12 protein-coding genes are annotated in these 15,560 nt (G+C 57.8%); 5 read left to right on the forward strand and 7 right to left on the reverse strand.

Annotation, left to right across the window (positions count from 1 at the left end; genetic code table 11):
* Positions 1-39: 39 nt before the first annotated feature.
* From KQI10_RS10845 to KQI10_RS10855, 3 genes are all read left to right on the forward strand, one after another.
* Positions 40-675: a thiamine diphosphokinase gene (locus tag KQI10_RS10845; RefSeq protein WP_216567414.1), complete on the forward strand. Its 636-nt coding sequence runs from the start codon at positions 40-42 to the stop codon at positions 673-675.
* A 12-nt stretch (positions 676-687) separates the two neighbouring features.
* The gene (locus KQI10_RS10850) at positions 688-3,102 is read left to right on the forward strand and encodes an HAD-IC family P-type ATPase (RefSeq protein WP_216567415.1); all 2,415 of its coding nucleotides are present in this window, start codon (positions 688-690) and stop codon (positions 3,100-3,102) included.
* Positions 3,103-3,303: 201 nt separating this feature from the next.
* Complete coding sequence (locus KQI10_RS10855; RefSeq protein ID WP_216567416.1) at positions 3,304-3,525, forward strand: hypothetical protein; 222 nt, start codon at positions 3,304-3,306, stop codon at positions 3,523-3,525.
* Between the two features lie 228 nt (positions 3,526-3,753).
* Here KQI10_RS10855 and KQI10_RS10860 read toward each other — a convergent pair whose 3' ends face one another.
* The 6 genes from KQI10_RS10860 to KQI10_RS10885 form a co-directional block, all read right to left on the reverse strand.
* Entirely contained in the window at positions 3,754-4,551 is a 798-nt protein-coding gene (locus KQI10_RS10860) for an HAD-IIB family hydrolase (RefSeq protein WP_216567417.1), read from the reverse strand.
* Positions 4,552-4,579: 28 nt separating this feature from the next.
* On the reverse strand, positions 4,580-5,506 hold the full coding sequence (locus tag KQI10_RS10865) for a M14 family metallocarboxypeptidase (RefSeq protein WP_216567418.1): 927 nt from the start codon (positions 5,504-5,506) through the stop codon (positions 4,580-4,582).
* Positions 5,507-5,780: 274 nt separating this feature from the next.
* Positions 5,781-6,989: a cell wall metabolism sensor histidine kinase WalK gene (locus KQI10_RS10870; protein WP_216567419.1), complete on the reverse strand. Its 1,209-nt coding sequence runs from the start codon at positions 6,987-6,989 to the stop codon at positions 5,781-5,783.
* A complete protein-coding gene (locus KQI10_RS10875; protein ID WP_216567420.1) occupies positions 6,983-7,660 on the reverse strand; it encodes a response regulator transcription factor in 678 nt (225 codons plus the stop codon). Before KQI10_RS10875 ends, KQI10_RS10870 begins: the two co-directional genes overlap by 7 nt.
* 115 nt (positions 7,661-7,775) lie before the next feature.
* Positions 7,776-9,134, reverse strand: a complete 1,359-nt coding sequence (locus KQI10_RS10880; protein ID WP_216567421.1) for an MFS transporter — start codon at positions 9,132-9,134, stop codon at positions 7,776-7,778.
* Positions 9,135-9,167: 33 nt separating this feature from the next.
* Positions 9,168-10,250: a uroporphyrinogen decarboxylase family protein gene (locus KQI10_RS10885; protein WP_216567422.1), complete on the reverse strand. Its 1,083-nt coding sequence runs from the start codon at positions 10,248-10,250 to the stop codon at positions 9,168-9,170.
* Between the two features lie 271 nt (positions 10,251-10,521).
* Between KQI10_RS10885 and KQI10_RS10890 the strand changes: the two genes are divergently transcribed.
* The gene (locus KQI10_RS10890; protein ID WP_216567423.1) at positions 10,522-11,988 is read left to right on the forward strand and encodes a CdaR family transcriptional regulator; all 1,467 of its coding nucleotides are present in this window, start codon (positions 10,522-10,524) and stop codon (positions 11,986-11,988) included.
* A 304-nt stretch (positions 11,989-12,292) separates the two neighbouring features.
* Here the strand turns inward: KQI10_RS10890 and KQI10_RS10895 are convergent, their stop codons facing one another.
* A complete protein-coding gene (locus KQI10_RS10895) occupies positions 12,293-13,564 on the reverse strand; it encodes a hypothetical protein (protein WP_216567424.1) in 1,272 nt (423 codons plus the stop codon).
* 356 nt (positions 13,565-13,920) lie between these two features.
* Between KQI10_RS10895 and rny the strand changes: the two genes are divergently transcribed.
* The gene (rny, locus tag KQI10_RS10900) at positions 13,921-15,471 is read left to right on the forward strand and encodes a ribonuclease Y (RefSeq protein ID WP_216567425.1); all 1,551 of its coding nucleotides are present in this window, start codon (positions 13,921-13,923) and stop codon (positions 15,469-15,471) included.
* The last annotated feature ends 89 nt before the right edge of the window (positions 15,472-15,560 follow it).

Below are 15,560 nucleotides of genomic sequence, written 5' to 3' on the forward strand. Positions count from 1 at the left end.
AACTGTGGTAGACTATGGAAAAAGGAAGGAGTGGCCTTTGTGAAGGAATGTGTGATCTTCTGCGCGGCGGGGTTTGACGGCCTGGCGGTACCGCTGACGGAGGAAGACTATATCATTGCCGCCGACGGCGGCTTGACGCATACGGAGAAGCTGGGCATTCGGCCTGATGCGATTATCGGGGATTTTGATTCCCTGCATTACATCCCCACGGGGGCGGAGGTGTTCCCTGTGGAAAAGGACGATACGGACTCCATGCTGGCCATTAAGCTGGGATTGTCCAGGGGGTATGACCGGTATCTGATCTACGGCGGGCTGGACGGCGTGCGGCTGGATCATACGGTGGCAAACTATCAGGCATTGCAATATCTGGCGGACCGGGGCGCCCGGGGAATCCTGATCGGGAAGGACTTCTGCGCCGCGGTAATCAAAAATGGAAGTGTCCATTTCCCGGCGGACAGGCATGGGGATATTTCCGTATTCTGCATGGGCCCTGATGCGCAGGGCGTAGATATTGAAGGACTGTATTACACACTGGACCATGGTACACTGACCAGCGGTTTTCCGCTGGGGGTCAGCAACCATTTTACGGAGAAGAAAGCCCGGATCGCTGTGGAGCGGGGCAGCCTTTTGATCCTCTGGCGGCGGGCAGCGGGCCTGCCGGAATTTGAGGGATAAGGAGTCTTTGGTATGGATGAAGAAATAGAATTGCTGCATACGGACCCTGTGCAGGGGCTCACCTCAGCGCAGGCGGAGCAGCACATTGCGGAGGGCCTGGGGGCAGGGCAGACGGGCAACACGGGCAAAAGCGAGAAGGAAATCATCCTGCGTCATACCCTGACCTTCTTCAATCTGGTATTTATCGTGCTGGCTGTGCTGCTGATCGTGGGCAAGTCCACGGTCATGAATATGGGCTTTCTGGGCGTGGTGGTGGTCAATACGGTCATCGGCATCTTCCAGGAAATCCGGGCCAAGCGGGCAGTGGATAAGCTGTCGCTGGTTGCCCGGCGGCCGGTGAAGATCGTCCGGGACGGACGAGTGCAGGATATCGCCCCGGAGGACATCGTCCGGGACGACATCGCGGAATTCGGACAGGGGGACCAGATCTGCGCCGACGGCATTTTGCGGTCGGGGTCCCTCTATGTGGATGAATCTCTGCTTACCGGCGAAGAGGACAGCGTGGAGAAGCAGCCCGGAGATCAGATCCATTCCGGCAGCGTCGTGCTGGCGGGCCGGGGACGGGTGGAACTGACGGCAGTGGGCGAAAACTGCGGCGCGGCGGCTCTGGCCCGGGAAGCAAAACACAATCCCCAGGCCAAGAAATCCGAAATGACCCGGTCCCTGGACCGGCTGATCCTGTTCCTGGGGCTGGCTCTGGTGCCCGTGGGCATTATCCTGTTCCGGCAGGAATACATGGTTTTGAAGCTGCCTCTGCGGGAGAGCACCGAGGGGACTGTGGCGGCATTGGTCGGCATGATTCCCGAGGGGTTGTATCTGCTGACCAGCGTGGCTCTGGCGGTATCTGCCCAGAAACTCAGCAAAAGCCGGGTGCTGGTGCAGGATATGAACAGCATCGAGGCCCTGGCACGGGTAGATGTGCTCTGCGTTGACAAGACCGGCACCATTACGGAGCCGGACATGGAGGTGGAAAACCTGCTGCCTCTGGGCGACGCGCTTTTGCCGGAGCAGCTGGAGGACATTCTGACGGCCATGTATGATTCCGGCGAGCCGGACAACGCAACCGCCAAGGCCATGCAGGAGCTGTTTGCCGGGGAAAGCGACCTGAAATGTACCAACCGGGTGCCTTTTTCCTCGGAATACAAGTGGAGTGGCTGCGAATTTGAAGAAAGCGGCAGCTATGTGGTGGGCGCGCCGGAATTCCTGCTGGGCGACCGGGAGGACATCTGGAACATCGGCGACTGGGCGGAGAAGGGCTACCGTGTTCTGCTGGTAGCCCGATATGACGGGCCCCTGGCCCCGGGAAAGCTGGATGCCGAAAAGGTGGAGCCTATGGCCCTGGCCCTGCTCACCGGAAAACTGCGGCCCAATGCCAAGGAGACCTTTGCCTACTTCGCCCAACAGGGCGTTACGGTAAAGGTGATCTCCGGCGACAATCCGGCCACGGTCAGTATGATTGCCCAGCAGGCTGGCATCCCGGACAGCGACCGGTACGTAGATGCGGCGACTCTGGAGACTCCGGAGCAGCTGCGGGAAGCGGCACTCAAATACACAGTATTCGGGCGGGTGACGCCCCAACAGAAAAAGGGCCTGATTGAAGCCCTGCAAAAGAAAAAGCACACCGTGGCCATGACCGGTGACGGCGTGAACGACCTGCTTGCCATGAAGCAGGCGGACTGCGCCGTGGCCATGGCCAGCGGTGCGGAGGCGGCAAGTCAGCTGGCAAGTCTGGTGCTGCTGGATTCCGATTTTTCCGCCATGCCCGGCGTGGTAAACGAGGGGCGGCGGGTCATCAACAATATTCAGCGGGCGGCGGCGCTGTTTCTGGTCAAGAACATTTTCTCCCTGTTCCTGTCCGTCATCAGCCTGTTCACGGTGATGCCTTACCCCCTGGAGCCTATCCATTTGTCCGTGATCTCCGCCATGACCATCGGCATTCCCTCTTTTATCCTGACCTTTGAGCCGAAATACGACCGGGTCAAGGGGAGGTTCCTGCCGGGGGTTCTGCGCAGAGCCTTCCCCGGCGGATTGACCAATGTCTTTGTGGTGCTGCTGTGCCAGGTGTTTGCGCTGGTGTTCAGCCTGCCTCAGGATGAAGTCTCTACCATCTGTGCCGCGATTCTGTCTTTTGTGGGCCTGCTGGTGCTGTATCAGATCTGCAAGCCCTTCAACTGGTTCCGGCGGCTGCTGTGGTGGCTCATGGCGGCGGGCATTGTGCTGTGCTTCACGCTGCTGGGAGATATTCTGGATCTGCGGACATGGACGGACGAGGTGCGGCTGGTCATGTTCACGCTGCTTGTCATGACGCCGACGGTGTTCCTCGCCATCCAGCGGGTCTTCGACCGGTGCGAGCAAAGCAGGCTGCGCCTGGCAGCCTGGTGCAGAGGCCTTTGGGCAAAACGGCCCTTCCGGAAAAAGAAAGCATAAAAGTCAGGCGGGTATTCCTCTGAAAAGGGGAAAATACCCGCCTCTATTTTTCCAAGGAATCCCTTTTCGGAAAACCCCGCCGGTGCTATACTGTAGCCATTCCAATGAAGGGAGCGGTGGCCGTGCCTGAGCCGCGGATCGTTGGGGCAAACAACAAACGAACGTTTCCGGCGCAGTCACGCCGGAGGAAAGGAATGTAACATGCTGTTTTCTTTGATTTTGGTGGGCCTGATCCTCTGGCTGTTCTTCAAGTGCGTGGAGTTCGCCTTCCGCCTGACCTGGGGGGTTGCGAAGATCGTCGGCGTGGTGCTGATGGGTGTGGCTCTGCCTGTGGCGGGTGTGTGCGTCCTGATGGGTCTGGGCGCCGCTCTTCTGGTGCCTGTGGGCTTGCTGCTGCTGGCCCTGGGACTGATGCGGGCGTGAGAATATAAAAACGCAGAGACGGATGAAACGGTCTCTGCGTTTTTTTGGTAAATTGGTATTTGCTGGAATGTCCCCTTGGCTCCCCCTCTGGGGGAGCTGGCGTGCGCAGCACGACTGAGAGGGTACCAGTGGCGGAATCCGAATGAAAGTCTCAGCCATCGCAGCCCTCTCAGTCACGGCGTTCCCGCCGTGACAGCTCTCCCATAGGGAGAGCCAAGGGGGTAATCTTTATTTACCGTGGCCTTCCAGCAGTCCAAAATGCTCCAGCGCCTTCTGAATGCCGTCCTCCAGCACCGGGGCGGTGACGAATTCGGAGACAGCTTTCAGTTCTTCCATGCCGCCGCCAAGACAGGCGGTGTGGGCGGCGATGCGGAACATGGGCAGATCGTTGGTGCTGTCGCCCAGGGCCAGAGTTTCGCTTTGGGGCACACCCAGGGCATCCAGCAGGGCGAGCATCCCGCCTGCTTTGGAGCATCCCTTCAGAACGTACTCTGTGAAATGACCGCTGCCCCGGTCGATGATCTCAAAAAAGGGCTCCATGGCCTGGCAGAAGCCCTTCTGTGCCTGTCTGGACGTGGAAAAGGTGATGAACTTCATAAAATCCGGATGGGCTTCCCGGTTGCACACCGTGAAGCCCTTTTTCAGCATCCGGGCAAGCTCCTCCTGAATGTAGGGAAAATCGCAGTGTCTGGGGTCGTAGATGGCGGCGCCGTCGTCTCCCTCGTAGAGCGGCTGCATTTGAAAGCGCTCCGCCTGAGCCATGACGTAGGCGCAGAGCTTTTCATCCGGCTTTTTCCGGTAGAGCCACGTGTCACCCAGACGAACCTCCATGCCGCAGCCGCAGACGTAACCGCCGAAGGCCATAGCCTTGATCCGGGGGTCAATATGGGAATAGGGCCGGCCCGTATTGACGACCGGAACGTGGCCCAGTTCTGCCAGACGCGCCACAGACCTTACGGTGGACGCTGGGATGATCTGGGTCTGCTCGTCAATAATGGTCCCGTCAATGTCAAAGAATACGACCATAGCGGTTCCTCTCTTCTGTACAGCGTTTTTATTCCGGCAGGCCCAGGGCCGCCGTGGTCAGAATACCGAGATTTTTGGCATAGATGCTGTCAAACTGGTTCAGGGGCAGGGGATTCTCCCCCAGGCCTGCCTCAATGGTGAAGCCGGGCCGCCGCCAGGTTTTGATGAACCAGTCCTTGTAGCCCGCGAAACCGGAGACATAGGGCGTTTCCGCCAGAGCGTAGCCGGAGAGCCGGGCAAATTCCTGCCCCAGGGCCAGAGCGCCGGGAACATCGATGTCGTCATACTTCCAGTAGATCTGCTCGCCCTGGGTGTGGTAGGCCAGAATCAGGGCAGGATCCAGGTACCGGGTGAAGTCCGCCAGGGCACGGCTCTCCCGCTGGGTCAGGGGGGCTTTGCCCACATAGTCCCGGGGACCGGGCCTTGTATAGCCCTGGGAGAATTTGATTTCCCGTGCCTGAAGCCAGCCTGCGGGATATTGTAGGTTCAGATCTATCCCCAGAAGGTTGGCTTTCCAGCCGTTGGGGAAGGAAATGGCTGGATAATTGCCGGCAAGATTCCTTGCCTTTTCCCACTGGACGCTGCCCTGGGGAGTGCCGCCTGTCACCAGGTCCACCCCGTCCGGGTCCACCATAGGCACCAGAAAGATCTGGCAGTTCTCCTCGAAAAGGTTGGCCGGGATGCCGTAGACCGAGCCCTTTTCCAGAATTGCCCGGGAAAGTTCCTCAGCGAATTTCAGCAGCACCGTGGCGGTGATCCACTCGTTGGCATGGTGGGCGGCGGTAAACAGCACCGTCCGTCCTCCGCTGCCGATGGACATGGCCTCGATTTCCCGCCCATAGGCCGTGGTTCCGATACTGCGGCTGCCGCAGACGGGATAGGCCTCCGCAATTTTCGCAATGGTCTCATGACAGAGCCCATAGGTCATGGGCACGTCCGTTTGCACAATGGACATAGCACACCTCCGCATTCTGGTTCACGGTATAGTGTATGCGGGGAGAACGGAAATGTGCGAGGTCGATGAATTGACAAATAAGGACTTGTTGTACCCCTTGGCTCTCCCTATGGGAGAGCTGTCGCGGCGGAAACGCCGTGACTGAGAGGGCTGCGATACCGAAGCATTCATGCGGATCCCACCGCTGGTACCCTCTCAGTCGTGCTGCGCACGCCAGCTCCCCCAGAGGGGGAGCCAAGGGGAAATTCCGATAACCTCCAATTTGCCGACCATCTTACTCATCTGTCGGCAGCTCTGCGGCGAAGGTCACGCGGCCGTCTGCGTAGTCGGCGCGGATCTTGCCGTTGTGCGCGGCGACGATGTTTTCAGCGATGGACAGGCCCAGCCCGAAGCTGCCGTCCCGGCTGCGGGCGGCATCCATGCGGTAGAAGCGCTTGAAGATATTTTGCAGATCCTGTCGGCTCATTTCCGCTGCCTCGTTGGAGACGCTGAGGCAGCAGCGGCGGTGGCGTGTTTTTTCCAGAGTGACCCGGACGGTGCCGCCGACGGCATATTTTCTGGCGTTATCCAGCAGAATGTCCAGCAGCTGGCCCAGGTACTGGCGGCTGCCGGTAAGGGTAATGCCGGGGGTGATTTGGGATTCCAGAGTCAGCCCGGCCTCGAAGAACACTGCCTCAAAGGGAAGCAGGGCGTCTTCTGTCAGGGCGGACAGATCCACTTTTTCAAAGACCATTTTCGACTGCCCATTGTCGGAACGGGCCAGCTCCAGCAGGTGTTCTACCAAATCGCGCATTTGGTGGGACATGGTCAGGATGCTGCTGACGCTGCGGCTCTTATCCGCGGCATCACCCTCAGGCATCTGCAAAATCTCCGCGTTGGTCATGATGACCGTCAGGGGCGTCTTCAGCTCATGGGAAGCATCGGCTACGAACTGCCGCTGCTGATCCCAGGCTTTTTCCACCGGGCGCACCATCCAACGGGCCAGCAGTACGGAAATGCCCAGAAAGAGCGCCAGACACAGCCCGCCCAACTCGGCGCAGGTTTTTGCGAGACTGGAAAGGGCAGCCTTTTCACTGGTGATATCGGCAAACACCAGAGTTTCAGACAGGGGAGACTTGACCTTCAGAAATCGGAGATTGTATTCGGCGATAATGCCGGTACGGGCGTTCTTCTGCACCACGGCCTCCGTCAGGGCTCGAAGGAAGACCTCGTCAGACAGGTCGTAATAGCCGCCGACGATGGCGGTGACTTTTCCATCGGTGCCGATTTTGACCATGAAATACGGGAGCTTGACTTCGCTGCCTCCCGCGTTGGGGCGGCTCAACTGAAAGGGATTGGCGGCAACGGACTCCATCATGGAGATGCTTTCCTGCTGGAGCCCCTTCTGGGTGGCGTGGTACAAAAGGCCAAAGATGGAGCAGAGCATGACGGTGACAATGGCCATGATGACGCAGACGAAACGGACCCGCAGCTTTTTCAGCATCCCTGCATCACCTCCAGCTGGTAGCCCAGACGGCGGATGGACTGAATGGTCACATTGGAGCCGATGGCTTTCAGCTTTTTTCGCAGGAAGCCGATATAGACCTCCACATTGTTTTCTACCGCGTCGGAATCAAAGCCCCAGACCCGGGAGAGGATGCTTTCCTTGGAGACGATGGTGCCTCTGGCCTGGAAGAGATAGCGCATGACGTCAAATTCCTTGGCGGACAGCCGCACAGACCGGCCGCCGCACATCAGTGTGCAGGTGCTCAGATCCAGTACCGTGTTGCCCAGAGTCAGCTCGTCCACCTGATTGCCCTGACGGCGCAGCAGCGCGCCTACGCAGGCCAGCAGCTCCCGGCTGTCGAAGGGTTTGGTCAGGTAGTAGTCTGCTCCGGCGTTGAGGCCCTCAATGCGGTCTTCCAGCCCGGAACGGGCGGTGAGCATCAGAATAGGGGTTCCGCAGCGCTTGGCCCGGACGGAACGGGCCACCTGGTAGCCGTTCATTTTGGGCATCATCACATCCAGAATCAGCAGATCATAAACGCCGGTCTCCGCGTACTCCGCCCCGGCCTCGCCGTCATAGACGCACTCCACGTCAAACCCTTTCCGCTCCAGAAGTGTCTTCAGAGAGTCCGCCAGGAGCTTTTCATCCTCGATAACCAGAATTTTCACAGAATTCCCCCAATACAATACACCTTACTATCAGTATACTACACCTTTAAGCTGAAATAAAGCTGAAAATTTCCCCGGGACGGCTGTCCCGGGGAAATTTATCAGAGGAAGGGATTTACTTCTGCTGCAGCTTGGCGGCGTTTTCCTGAGCGCATCTGGCGGCTTCCGCGTCGGTAATCTTGTAGAAGAAGGCCATGATGGCGGCTGCTATAAAATAGATGATGGCGGGGACAATCCAGCAGATGAACATGAAGCTCTTGACCCAGGCTTCGTCAGGGGTGAAGCCCGCAACGTAGCCGGTGGCGCCCAGCAGGTAAAGGCCAATGGTGCCGCCCAGGGCCATGCCGATCTTCATCGGGGGAGAGGCCAGACCGATGGCAATGGTCCGCATATCCTTGCCGGTCTTGTTCAGATACCACTCGCCGCAGTCCAGATACATGGTGACGGAGAAGGAGGAATAGATGTAGGTTCCGCAGGTGCCGAAGCTCATGAAGATGATGTACCATACCCAGTGCTGGGCGCCCATCAGATTCACGCCCACCAGGCCCAGGCCGAAGAGTATGAAGCCCGCGACGCAGGACCACTTCTTGCCGATCTTGGTGCCGATTTTCGGCATGAACATGGCAGCCACAACGCCCACCAGAGAGGCGGCCAGGGTGGCCAGGGTCAGCTTGGTGAAGTCACCGACAACGTAGAGCCAGTAATAGGTGTAGTTGGCCTGATACATGAACATACCGATCTGCAGGACGGTAAAGGAAATGAACAGGGCCAGCAGCTGGGGGTTCTTAAACAGGGATTCCAGCATGTCCTTGATGGTTACCCGGGGCGCACCGGCGGGACCCTGACCAACGGGAAGATCCTTGCCCTCCGCCAGCCGGGAAATGTTGCCCAAAGCCCAGGGCATGGGAAGCATGAAGACCAGGGCGACGATAAAGTAGTTCCAGCTGCCAAAGGGAAGCTTTGTGACCAGCGTGGGGATGAAGGAGCAAATCAGCATGACCACGGTGTTCTGGCGAATCATGTTAATGGTCATGGCGTTCCGGTTGGCGGGGTTGGGGCCGGCAACCACGGCGACAATGCCGTAGTAGGAGGTCTGAATGATGTTCATCAGACAGTTCAGCACGGTGTAGGAAACGCCCAGAACCGCGACACGGACAACCATGGGTGCGGTGCTGGTGTTCGCGACCTCCAGCATAATCATGACGGCCAGTATCCAGCGGCCATAGTACAGCCAGGCCTGGTGTTTGCCCTTTTTACCCAGCTTGACTTTCTCGACGATGACGCCGCAGAAAAGGCTGACGATAAAATCGCAGATCTTGGCGATCAGCAGTGCCGTGGCAAGGGTGGCGGCGGGGATTTTCAGAACTTCCGTGGCGAAGGTGTTCAGGTACATGAAGCCGACCATAATGGAAAGGCTCAGCAGCGAATAAGTACCCATGGTCCAAATCTCTTTTTTGCTGCTTGTGGGCTGCATAAGGGTTCCTCCTTTATTTCTCTCTCCTGATTGTTATTCCTGGCCGCAGCAGCCGATCCGGGACGCCCGGTACAGTTCTTCCCGGAAGGCGGGGGTCAGATAGCCAGGCTTGGAATACATACTGCTCAGAACGCAGGGACGGTCAGGCCGGGCGTATTTTGCTGCGAAAGCCCGGGCGGCAGCCCGAAGTTCTTCCTCCGTGGCGGATTCGGGATGTTCCAGCTCGTTGATGACCACAGAGATGACGATCTTGTCTCCGTAGGTCTCCCAGAGCTTGCCGGTGTCGTTCATGGCCATGGGGGTCCAGGAGTCGAAGCCGGCGTCTACAAAGACGCCGCAGCGGGACTCCGCCTTGCCGCAGGAGTGCAGCTCGATATATTTGCCATGGGAATGAACATGATCGCAGAAGCGCTTCATCTCCGGCAGGAAGACCTCTCTGGCCACGGCTTCGGAGAAGAAGGGGGCCATCTGGGAGCCCCAGTCATCATGGATGCAGAAGCCGGGAATATCATAGTATTGGCAGCACTTGTCTATAATGCGCATATACAGGGAGGTCGTCTCATGGATCAGCTCCTTGACGGCGTCAAGCTGGTCATCGTCCAGCAGTGCCATAGCGGCGCCCTCAAAGGTCATGAAGGAAATCAGCCGCTCGAACCAGCAGCCGTTCAGCAGCCAGAGAGTCTTGGGGCCGGAGGCCAGATATTCCCTGTTCATCTCGGCGCTGCCTTCCCAGTCCCAGCTGTCGATATCGGGGAAGTGGACGTAGTCCCGCCAGTCGTTGGCGTCGTCAAAGAGTTTGCCTTCGCTCATGGAGCCGCCGGCTACATCGATGTACTTCCAGTTCAGACCGAACATATCCTTGCCGCCAAACTTCTCCCGGGGGGTGGGAACGGCTTCAAAGACAAATCCCCGGGCCACGTGATCGGGAATCACGGAGGGGCAGAAAAAGCCGGTTTCGGAGCCGTTCAGAATCCAAAGTGCCTCTTTGTCGATAAAAGTACGCTTTACCAACTCAGTGGTGCTGATGGGGTAGTTGAACACGGGAATCGTGCCGCCGCCAAAAGCGGGGACCTGGGCTACAACTTCCATTTCCTTTTCACTGAAGGGGATTTTCATTGTGGTCACTCCTTTTACAGATTCATATATTGGGGTTCCTTGCCTTGCTGCCTGTATTGTAGCACCCGGGCGGCGGAAAAGATACGGTCCAAGGGTACACTGGTTGATGAGAAAAAATGACAAATTTTGTTCCAATGGTACAAAGATATAGAGAACACCGAATTGGAAATTGTGAGAAATTACGGGAAGAGGCTTTCTTTTTTTGCCAAACGATGGTAAAATAAAAAAAGAGAGAGTGAAGAGCCCAGAAATTGGACGGAAAGGACAAAACATGAAGCTTAGTATGTGGATTATAGCCAATTTGCTGGAATCCTTTGAGCCGGAAGTACAAATCCGCAGGGAGTCCCCCAGAGTTCTGCGCAGCGCCCGGCTGGCCTACGCCACGGACTGCGTGCTGGTCCAGCAGGACGGGCCGGACTGTTTGTACCTTTGGCACGAAGACAGGATCCGCCTGACGGATATGTCCGCCCGGGAGGGCTTCGAACTGCTGCAAAGCCTGTTCGACTCCATGTTCGACTGGCGGAGCCGGATTGCGGGATGTATCGAGCGAGAGGATTTTCAGGCGCTGGTGGAGGAAATGGGGGTTGTATTCAGAACGCCGATCGCGCTGACAGACGCAAACCATGCCTGTCTCGCCTGCTCCAAAAGCTATGGGCCCGAGGAAGTGGATCGGGAATGGCTGCATCTGAAGACCTATGGTTATTCGTCCTTCATCTCCGCTAAGGAGATTTCCGAGGCGAGGCTTTCCTACCATATGGATGGCAAGGTTATACGTTTCCGTTTTCCGGAAGGCAGCAATATGTCCGACAGCCTTTCCATAACGGTTTTTCAGGGGGAGATGCCGGTAGGATATTTGACCGTCGTGGAAAAAACGCATCCTCTGAATGACGGCCATATGCAGCTGATGGTCATGCTGGCCAAGGCGCTGGCGCCTGTCCTGGGGCGGGAGCGGCGGGGCAGCGGATTGAACAGCTCCATGCTTCAGCGCCTTCTGGAGGGCGCGCCGGTGGCGGACGCGGGCGCGCGGCATTTTCTGGATCAGCGAGGCTGGACGGAGGCAGACAGTTACCGGGTATATGTTCTGAATTTTGAAGAAGCGTCGGAGCAAATGCAGTGGGACTACAGAAAGTATTTTTCCGCCATTGCGGCGGTATTTCCGCTGGACCTCTGCGGTGTATTCGGCGGCAGGTTTGTGCTGCTGGCCAACGATAACAAAATGCCGGATGACCGCCGCCGCGGAAAGCTGGAGGAGATCTTGGGCGCGGCCCCTGTTTCCGGCGGCGTCAGCCTGAGTCATCAGGGCTTTGCGCTGCTGCCGCGGCTGCTGGAGCAGGCGGAGTTTGCCCTGTGTACGCCCCCAAAAGAGGATGGTCACTTTACGGACTTCTATTCTCTGGCAATGGACTATCTGATCCGCAGCGATTACGCCCCGGACAGGTGTCTGGCAGCCTGCCATCCGGATGTGTACCGGCTTTTCTGCCAGGACGAGGTACTGTATAAGACGCTGTGGGCGTATTTGCTTCAGGATCGGTCCGTGACCAGAACGGTGCAGATGCTGTATGTCCATAAAAATACGCTGCTGTATCGTCTGCGCCGGATTGAGGAGCTCCTGCAATACAGCTTTTCGGATTCCTATACCAGATCTTATATGCGCATGTCCTTCCTCTTGCTGGAACGTCACGCGGGCCTGCCCCAACCACCGGCGGCCGCTTTCGGCTTGCCGGAGGAGGAAAAGTAAAAAAGCCCGGCACTCCCGCGTTTTCCAACCGGAAACGCGGGAGTGCCGGGTTATGGACGGGGATAAACCGGGGGTTGTCGAACATAGGCTTCCCCTGGGGGAAGCTGGCAGGGCAAAGCCCTGACTGATGAGGGGCGGCATGCAGAACCTACGCGGAATCAACTTAAGCAACTACTTTCTTATTTGCCGGGACTGGATTGCAGAGTTTTCTCCTTGTTGGTTCTGCATACCGCCCCTCATCCGACCCGCCTACGGCGGGCCACCTTCCCCCAGGGGAAGGCATTTTGTCCGACAACCCCCGACTTTACCGCTCCCGTTCCTTCAGTGAGAAGCACACGAACCCGCTCAGGGCGAATGCCGCGGCGGCGAGATTACGGTGGGTCATCCAGTAGTGGACCATGGAGTGGTTGCGGACCAGAAAATACCAGATGAAGGGTACGGCGAAGACAATGAGCAGGCTCAGCAGGCTGGCTTTTTCCGGCGCGAACCGGCAGCGTTTGGTCAGCAGCAGCCAGACCAGCACCCCCAGCAGCGCCAGAAGGATCAGTACGGCGGCGGGGGTGATAAAAACACCCAGATTCCGGCTGACGACGGCCCCAAAGGTGGCCTCCGCGCCGCCCTCAGAGGCGGTGACGGTACCGCCGCTGCGGTATTGAATCTGCTCCATGGCGTCGGACAGCGCGTTGGTCCCGGTAATCAGGCTGGCGGCCAGCCATTTTCCGCTCCACATGCCGCCGTAGCCGAAGGCCCAGGCAGTCCCGGAACCGATGGTTTTCAGCAGCCGGTCCCGTCCGCTGGATTGGCTCATCAGGGCCTGCGGACCCAGGCAGATGCCCACGGCGCAGGCGGGATAGGTCAGAAAGTCAAAGAACGCGGTACCCACGCCCAGAAATAAAAACACCAGATAGCCCCATTTCCTGTCCCAGCTTTCGGTAAGAAGCATGACAAGAGTGCCCAGCAGTGTCAGATAATAGATGCTGGAATACTGCATGCTGAGGGCTGTGGAGACGGGATTGATGGCCAGTAAGGCCAGCCCCAGGGGCAGCGCCAGCCGAAGTCCCCGCTTCCGGTAGGCGGTCAGCAGCACCGCGCAAGCCAGGATCAGCTGCAGCGCACCGTTCAGCATCCGGATATCGCTGAGGGAGAAAAACAGCAGCAGGGGCTTGAGAAACAGCAGATAGCCGTGCCAGTACCGGGCATAATCCAGGACCTGGCCGGAGCGATTCCCGTACACATACTGCTTCAGGGAATCCGCCGGGGCCAGTTTGCCCTCGGAGAACTCCATCCGGGAGCAGCGCATGGCGGCCTTCAGCGGGTTTTCGTCCCGGACATAGACCGCGGTCTGCATCATGATGGCGTCGGTATATCCGTCCAGACGTGCGCTTGGTTCCCCTGGGGCCCAGAAAAAGCCGGTGCCCTCCGTTTCAAAGATCGGCAGGCTCCTGTCCGCCTGGGTCAGCATCCGGCCGGTGGGCAGAATATATACACAGGTCATGGCAAGGACGCCCAGCAAAATGGACAAAATCAGGCAGATACAGCAGATAAGCGCCGCTTTGCTCAAGGATTTTACGTTCATAGACTCAAAAGTCCTTTCCTTTTTTGCCTATTATAGCATAGCGGTCAGGAAAAAACCAGCCTCTTTTCCAAAGAGACAGGAGGCGCATTGAACAATAGTGTCAAAGATATCCCATTCTCCGCCGGATTTTTTGCTGATTTTTACTTGACAATTGTCCTTCGCACCGATACAATAAGATGTGATGTGAGCTTGCCTTATTGGCGGCTCCTTTACCGGCGTATGCGCCGGGGAATGCGTTTTGCGCCTTGTGGCGTTTTGCGATAGAGTGGCATATTTGCCAAAATCATCTCAATTTCACATGGGCCGCTGCGCACCCTGCCGCGCCAATTTTATGGAAGGAGGTGCGTTGTGGAATTATGGAATGGTATACGATTCTTGCAATCGTTCTGGGCGTCCTGATCGGTATCGCCGCCGGTTTCGCCGGAGGTTTTCTGTATCGGAAAAAGGTCGCGGAACGGGAAATCGGCTCCGCGGAGGCGGAGGCTACCCGTTTGATCAATGAGGCCATCCGAAACGGTGAAAACCGGAAGAAGGAAATGCTGCTGGAAGCCAAGGACGAAATCCATAAATCCCGCACAGAAAACGACAGAGAAGTCAAAGAACGCCGAGCTGAACTGACGAAGCAGGAACGCCGGCTTGAGCAAAAAGAAACAACCCTGGACAAGAAGACCGAAGCATTTGAACGTAAGGAAGAGGAACTGAACAAGCGCCTGACCAACGCGGCGCAGACCCAGGCGGAAGCTGAGAAGATCCGCCAGCAGCAGTTGGAGACTTTGGAGCAGCTCTCCGGTCTGACTCAGGAGCAGGCCAAGCAGTATCTGCTTGACAGCATTGAAAGCGATGTCCGTCATGACGCCGCCATGAAGATCAAGGAGATCGAGCAGCAGCTGAAGGACGAGGCAGAGGAGAAGGGCCGGGAGATCATCGCCACGGCCATCCAGCGCTGCGCCGCTGACCATGCCGCCGAGACCACCGTCTCCGTGGTGCCCCTGCCCAACGATGAGATGAAGGGCCGCATCATTGGCCGCGAGGGCCGGAATATCCGGACTCTGGAGACCATCACCGGTGTAGACCTGATTATCGATGACACCCCCGAGGCCATCACCGTCTCCAGCTTCGACCCCGTTCGCCGGGAAGTGGCAAGACTTGCCCTGGAGAAGCTGATCGTGGACGGCCGTATCCACCCCACCCGCATTGAGGACATGGTGGAAAAGGCCCGGAAGGAAGTGGACCGCACCATCCGGGAGGAGGGCGAGCGCGCCTGCTACGAGACCGGTGTGCATAACCTGAACCCCGAGCTTATCAAGATTCTGGGCCGCCAGAAGTACCGTACTTCTTACGGTCAGAATGTTCTGAACCACTCCATTGAGGTCGCGCATATCGCCGGTCTGATGGCCGCGGAACTGGGCGTGGATGTTGCCATGGCCAAGCGCGCGGGTTTGCTGCATGACCTGGGCAAGGCAATCGACCATGAGGTAGAGGGCAGCCACGTCCAGCTGGGCGCGGATCTGGCCCGGAAGTACAAGGAAAACCCCGTCATCGTCAACGCCATCGAGGCGCATCACGGCGATGTGGAGCCCAAGACGGTGATTGCCGTGCTGATTCAGGCTGCGGACGCCATCTCTGCCGCCCGCCCCGGCGCCCGCAGGGAGAATGTGGAGAACTATATCCGCCGGCTGCAGAAGCTGGAGGAACTCACCAATTCCTATCCCGGCGTAGAGAAGTCCTACGCCATCCAGGCCGGCCGGGAGGTTCGGATCATGGTCAAGCCCGAGGTGGTTTCCGAGGACAATATGATCCTGCTGGCCCGGGACATTGCCAAGAAGATCGAGGCCGAGCTGGAATACCCCGGCCAGATCAAGGTCAACGTCATCCGGGAAACCAAGGCTGTGGAATTCGCAAAGTAATTTCTTTGGAGGCTGTTCTCAGGAACAGTCTCCAAAATTTTACGAAAAATGCGAAAAGTGCTTGACAAACAGATGAAACCATGCTAGAA

This window comes from Pseudoflavonifractor sp. MSJ-30, from assembly GCF_018918045.1.
GTDB lineage: Bacteria > Bacillota > Clostridia > Oscillospirales > Oscillospiraceae > Faecousia.

Coding starts and splice junctions, on each gene's coding strand:
- KQI10_RS10850 (WP_216567415.1), top strand. CDS start 688: ATGGATGAAGAAATAGAATTGCTGCATACGGACCCTGTGCAGGGGCTC.
- KQI10_RS10855 (WP_216567416.1), top strand. CDS start 3,304: ATGCTGTTTTCTTTGATTTTGGTGGGCCTGATCCTCTGGCTGTTCTTC.
- KQI10_RS10860 (WP_216567417.1), bottom strand. CDS start 4,551: ATGGTCGTATTCTTTGACATTGACGGGACCATTATTGACGAGCAGACC.
- KQI10_RS10865 (WP_216567418.1), bottom strand. CDS start 5,506: ATGTCCATTGTGCAAACGGACGTGCCCATGACCTATGGGCTCTGTCAT.
- KQI10_RS10870 (WP_216567419.1), bottom strand. CDS start 6,989: ATGCTGAAAAAGCTGCGGGTCCGTTTCGTCTGCGTCATCATGGCCATT.
- KQI10_RS10880 (WP_216567421.1), bottom strand. CDS start 9,134: ATGCAGCCCACAAGCAGCAAAAAAGAGATTTGGACCATGGGTACTTAT.
- KQI10_RS10885 (WP_216567422.1), bottom strand. CDS start 10,250: ATGAAAATCCCCTTCAGTGAAAAGGAAATGGAAGTTGTAGCCCAGGTC.
- KQI10_RS10890 (WP_216567423.1), top strand. CDS start 10,522: ATGAAGCTTAGTATGTGGATTATAGCCAATTTGCTGGAATCCTTTGAG.
- KQI10_RS10895 (WP_216567424.1), bottom strand. CDS start 13,564: ATGAACGTAAAATCCTTGAGCAAAGCGGCGCTTATCTGCTGTATCTGC.
- rny (WP_216567425.1), top strand. CDS start 13,921: ATGGAATGGTATACGATTCTTGCAATCGTTCTGGGCGTCCTGATCGGT.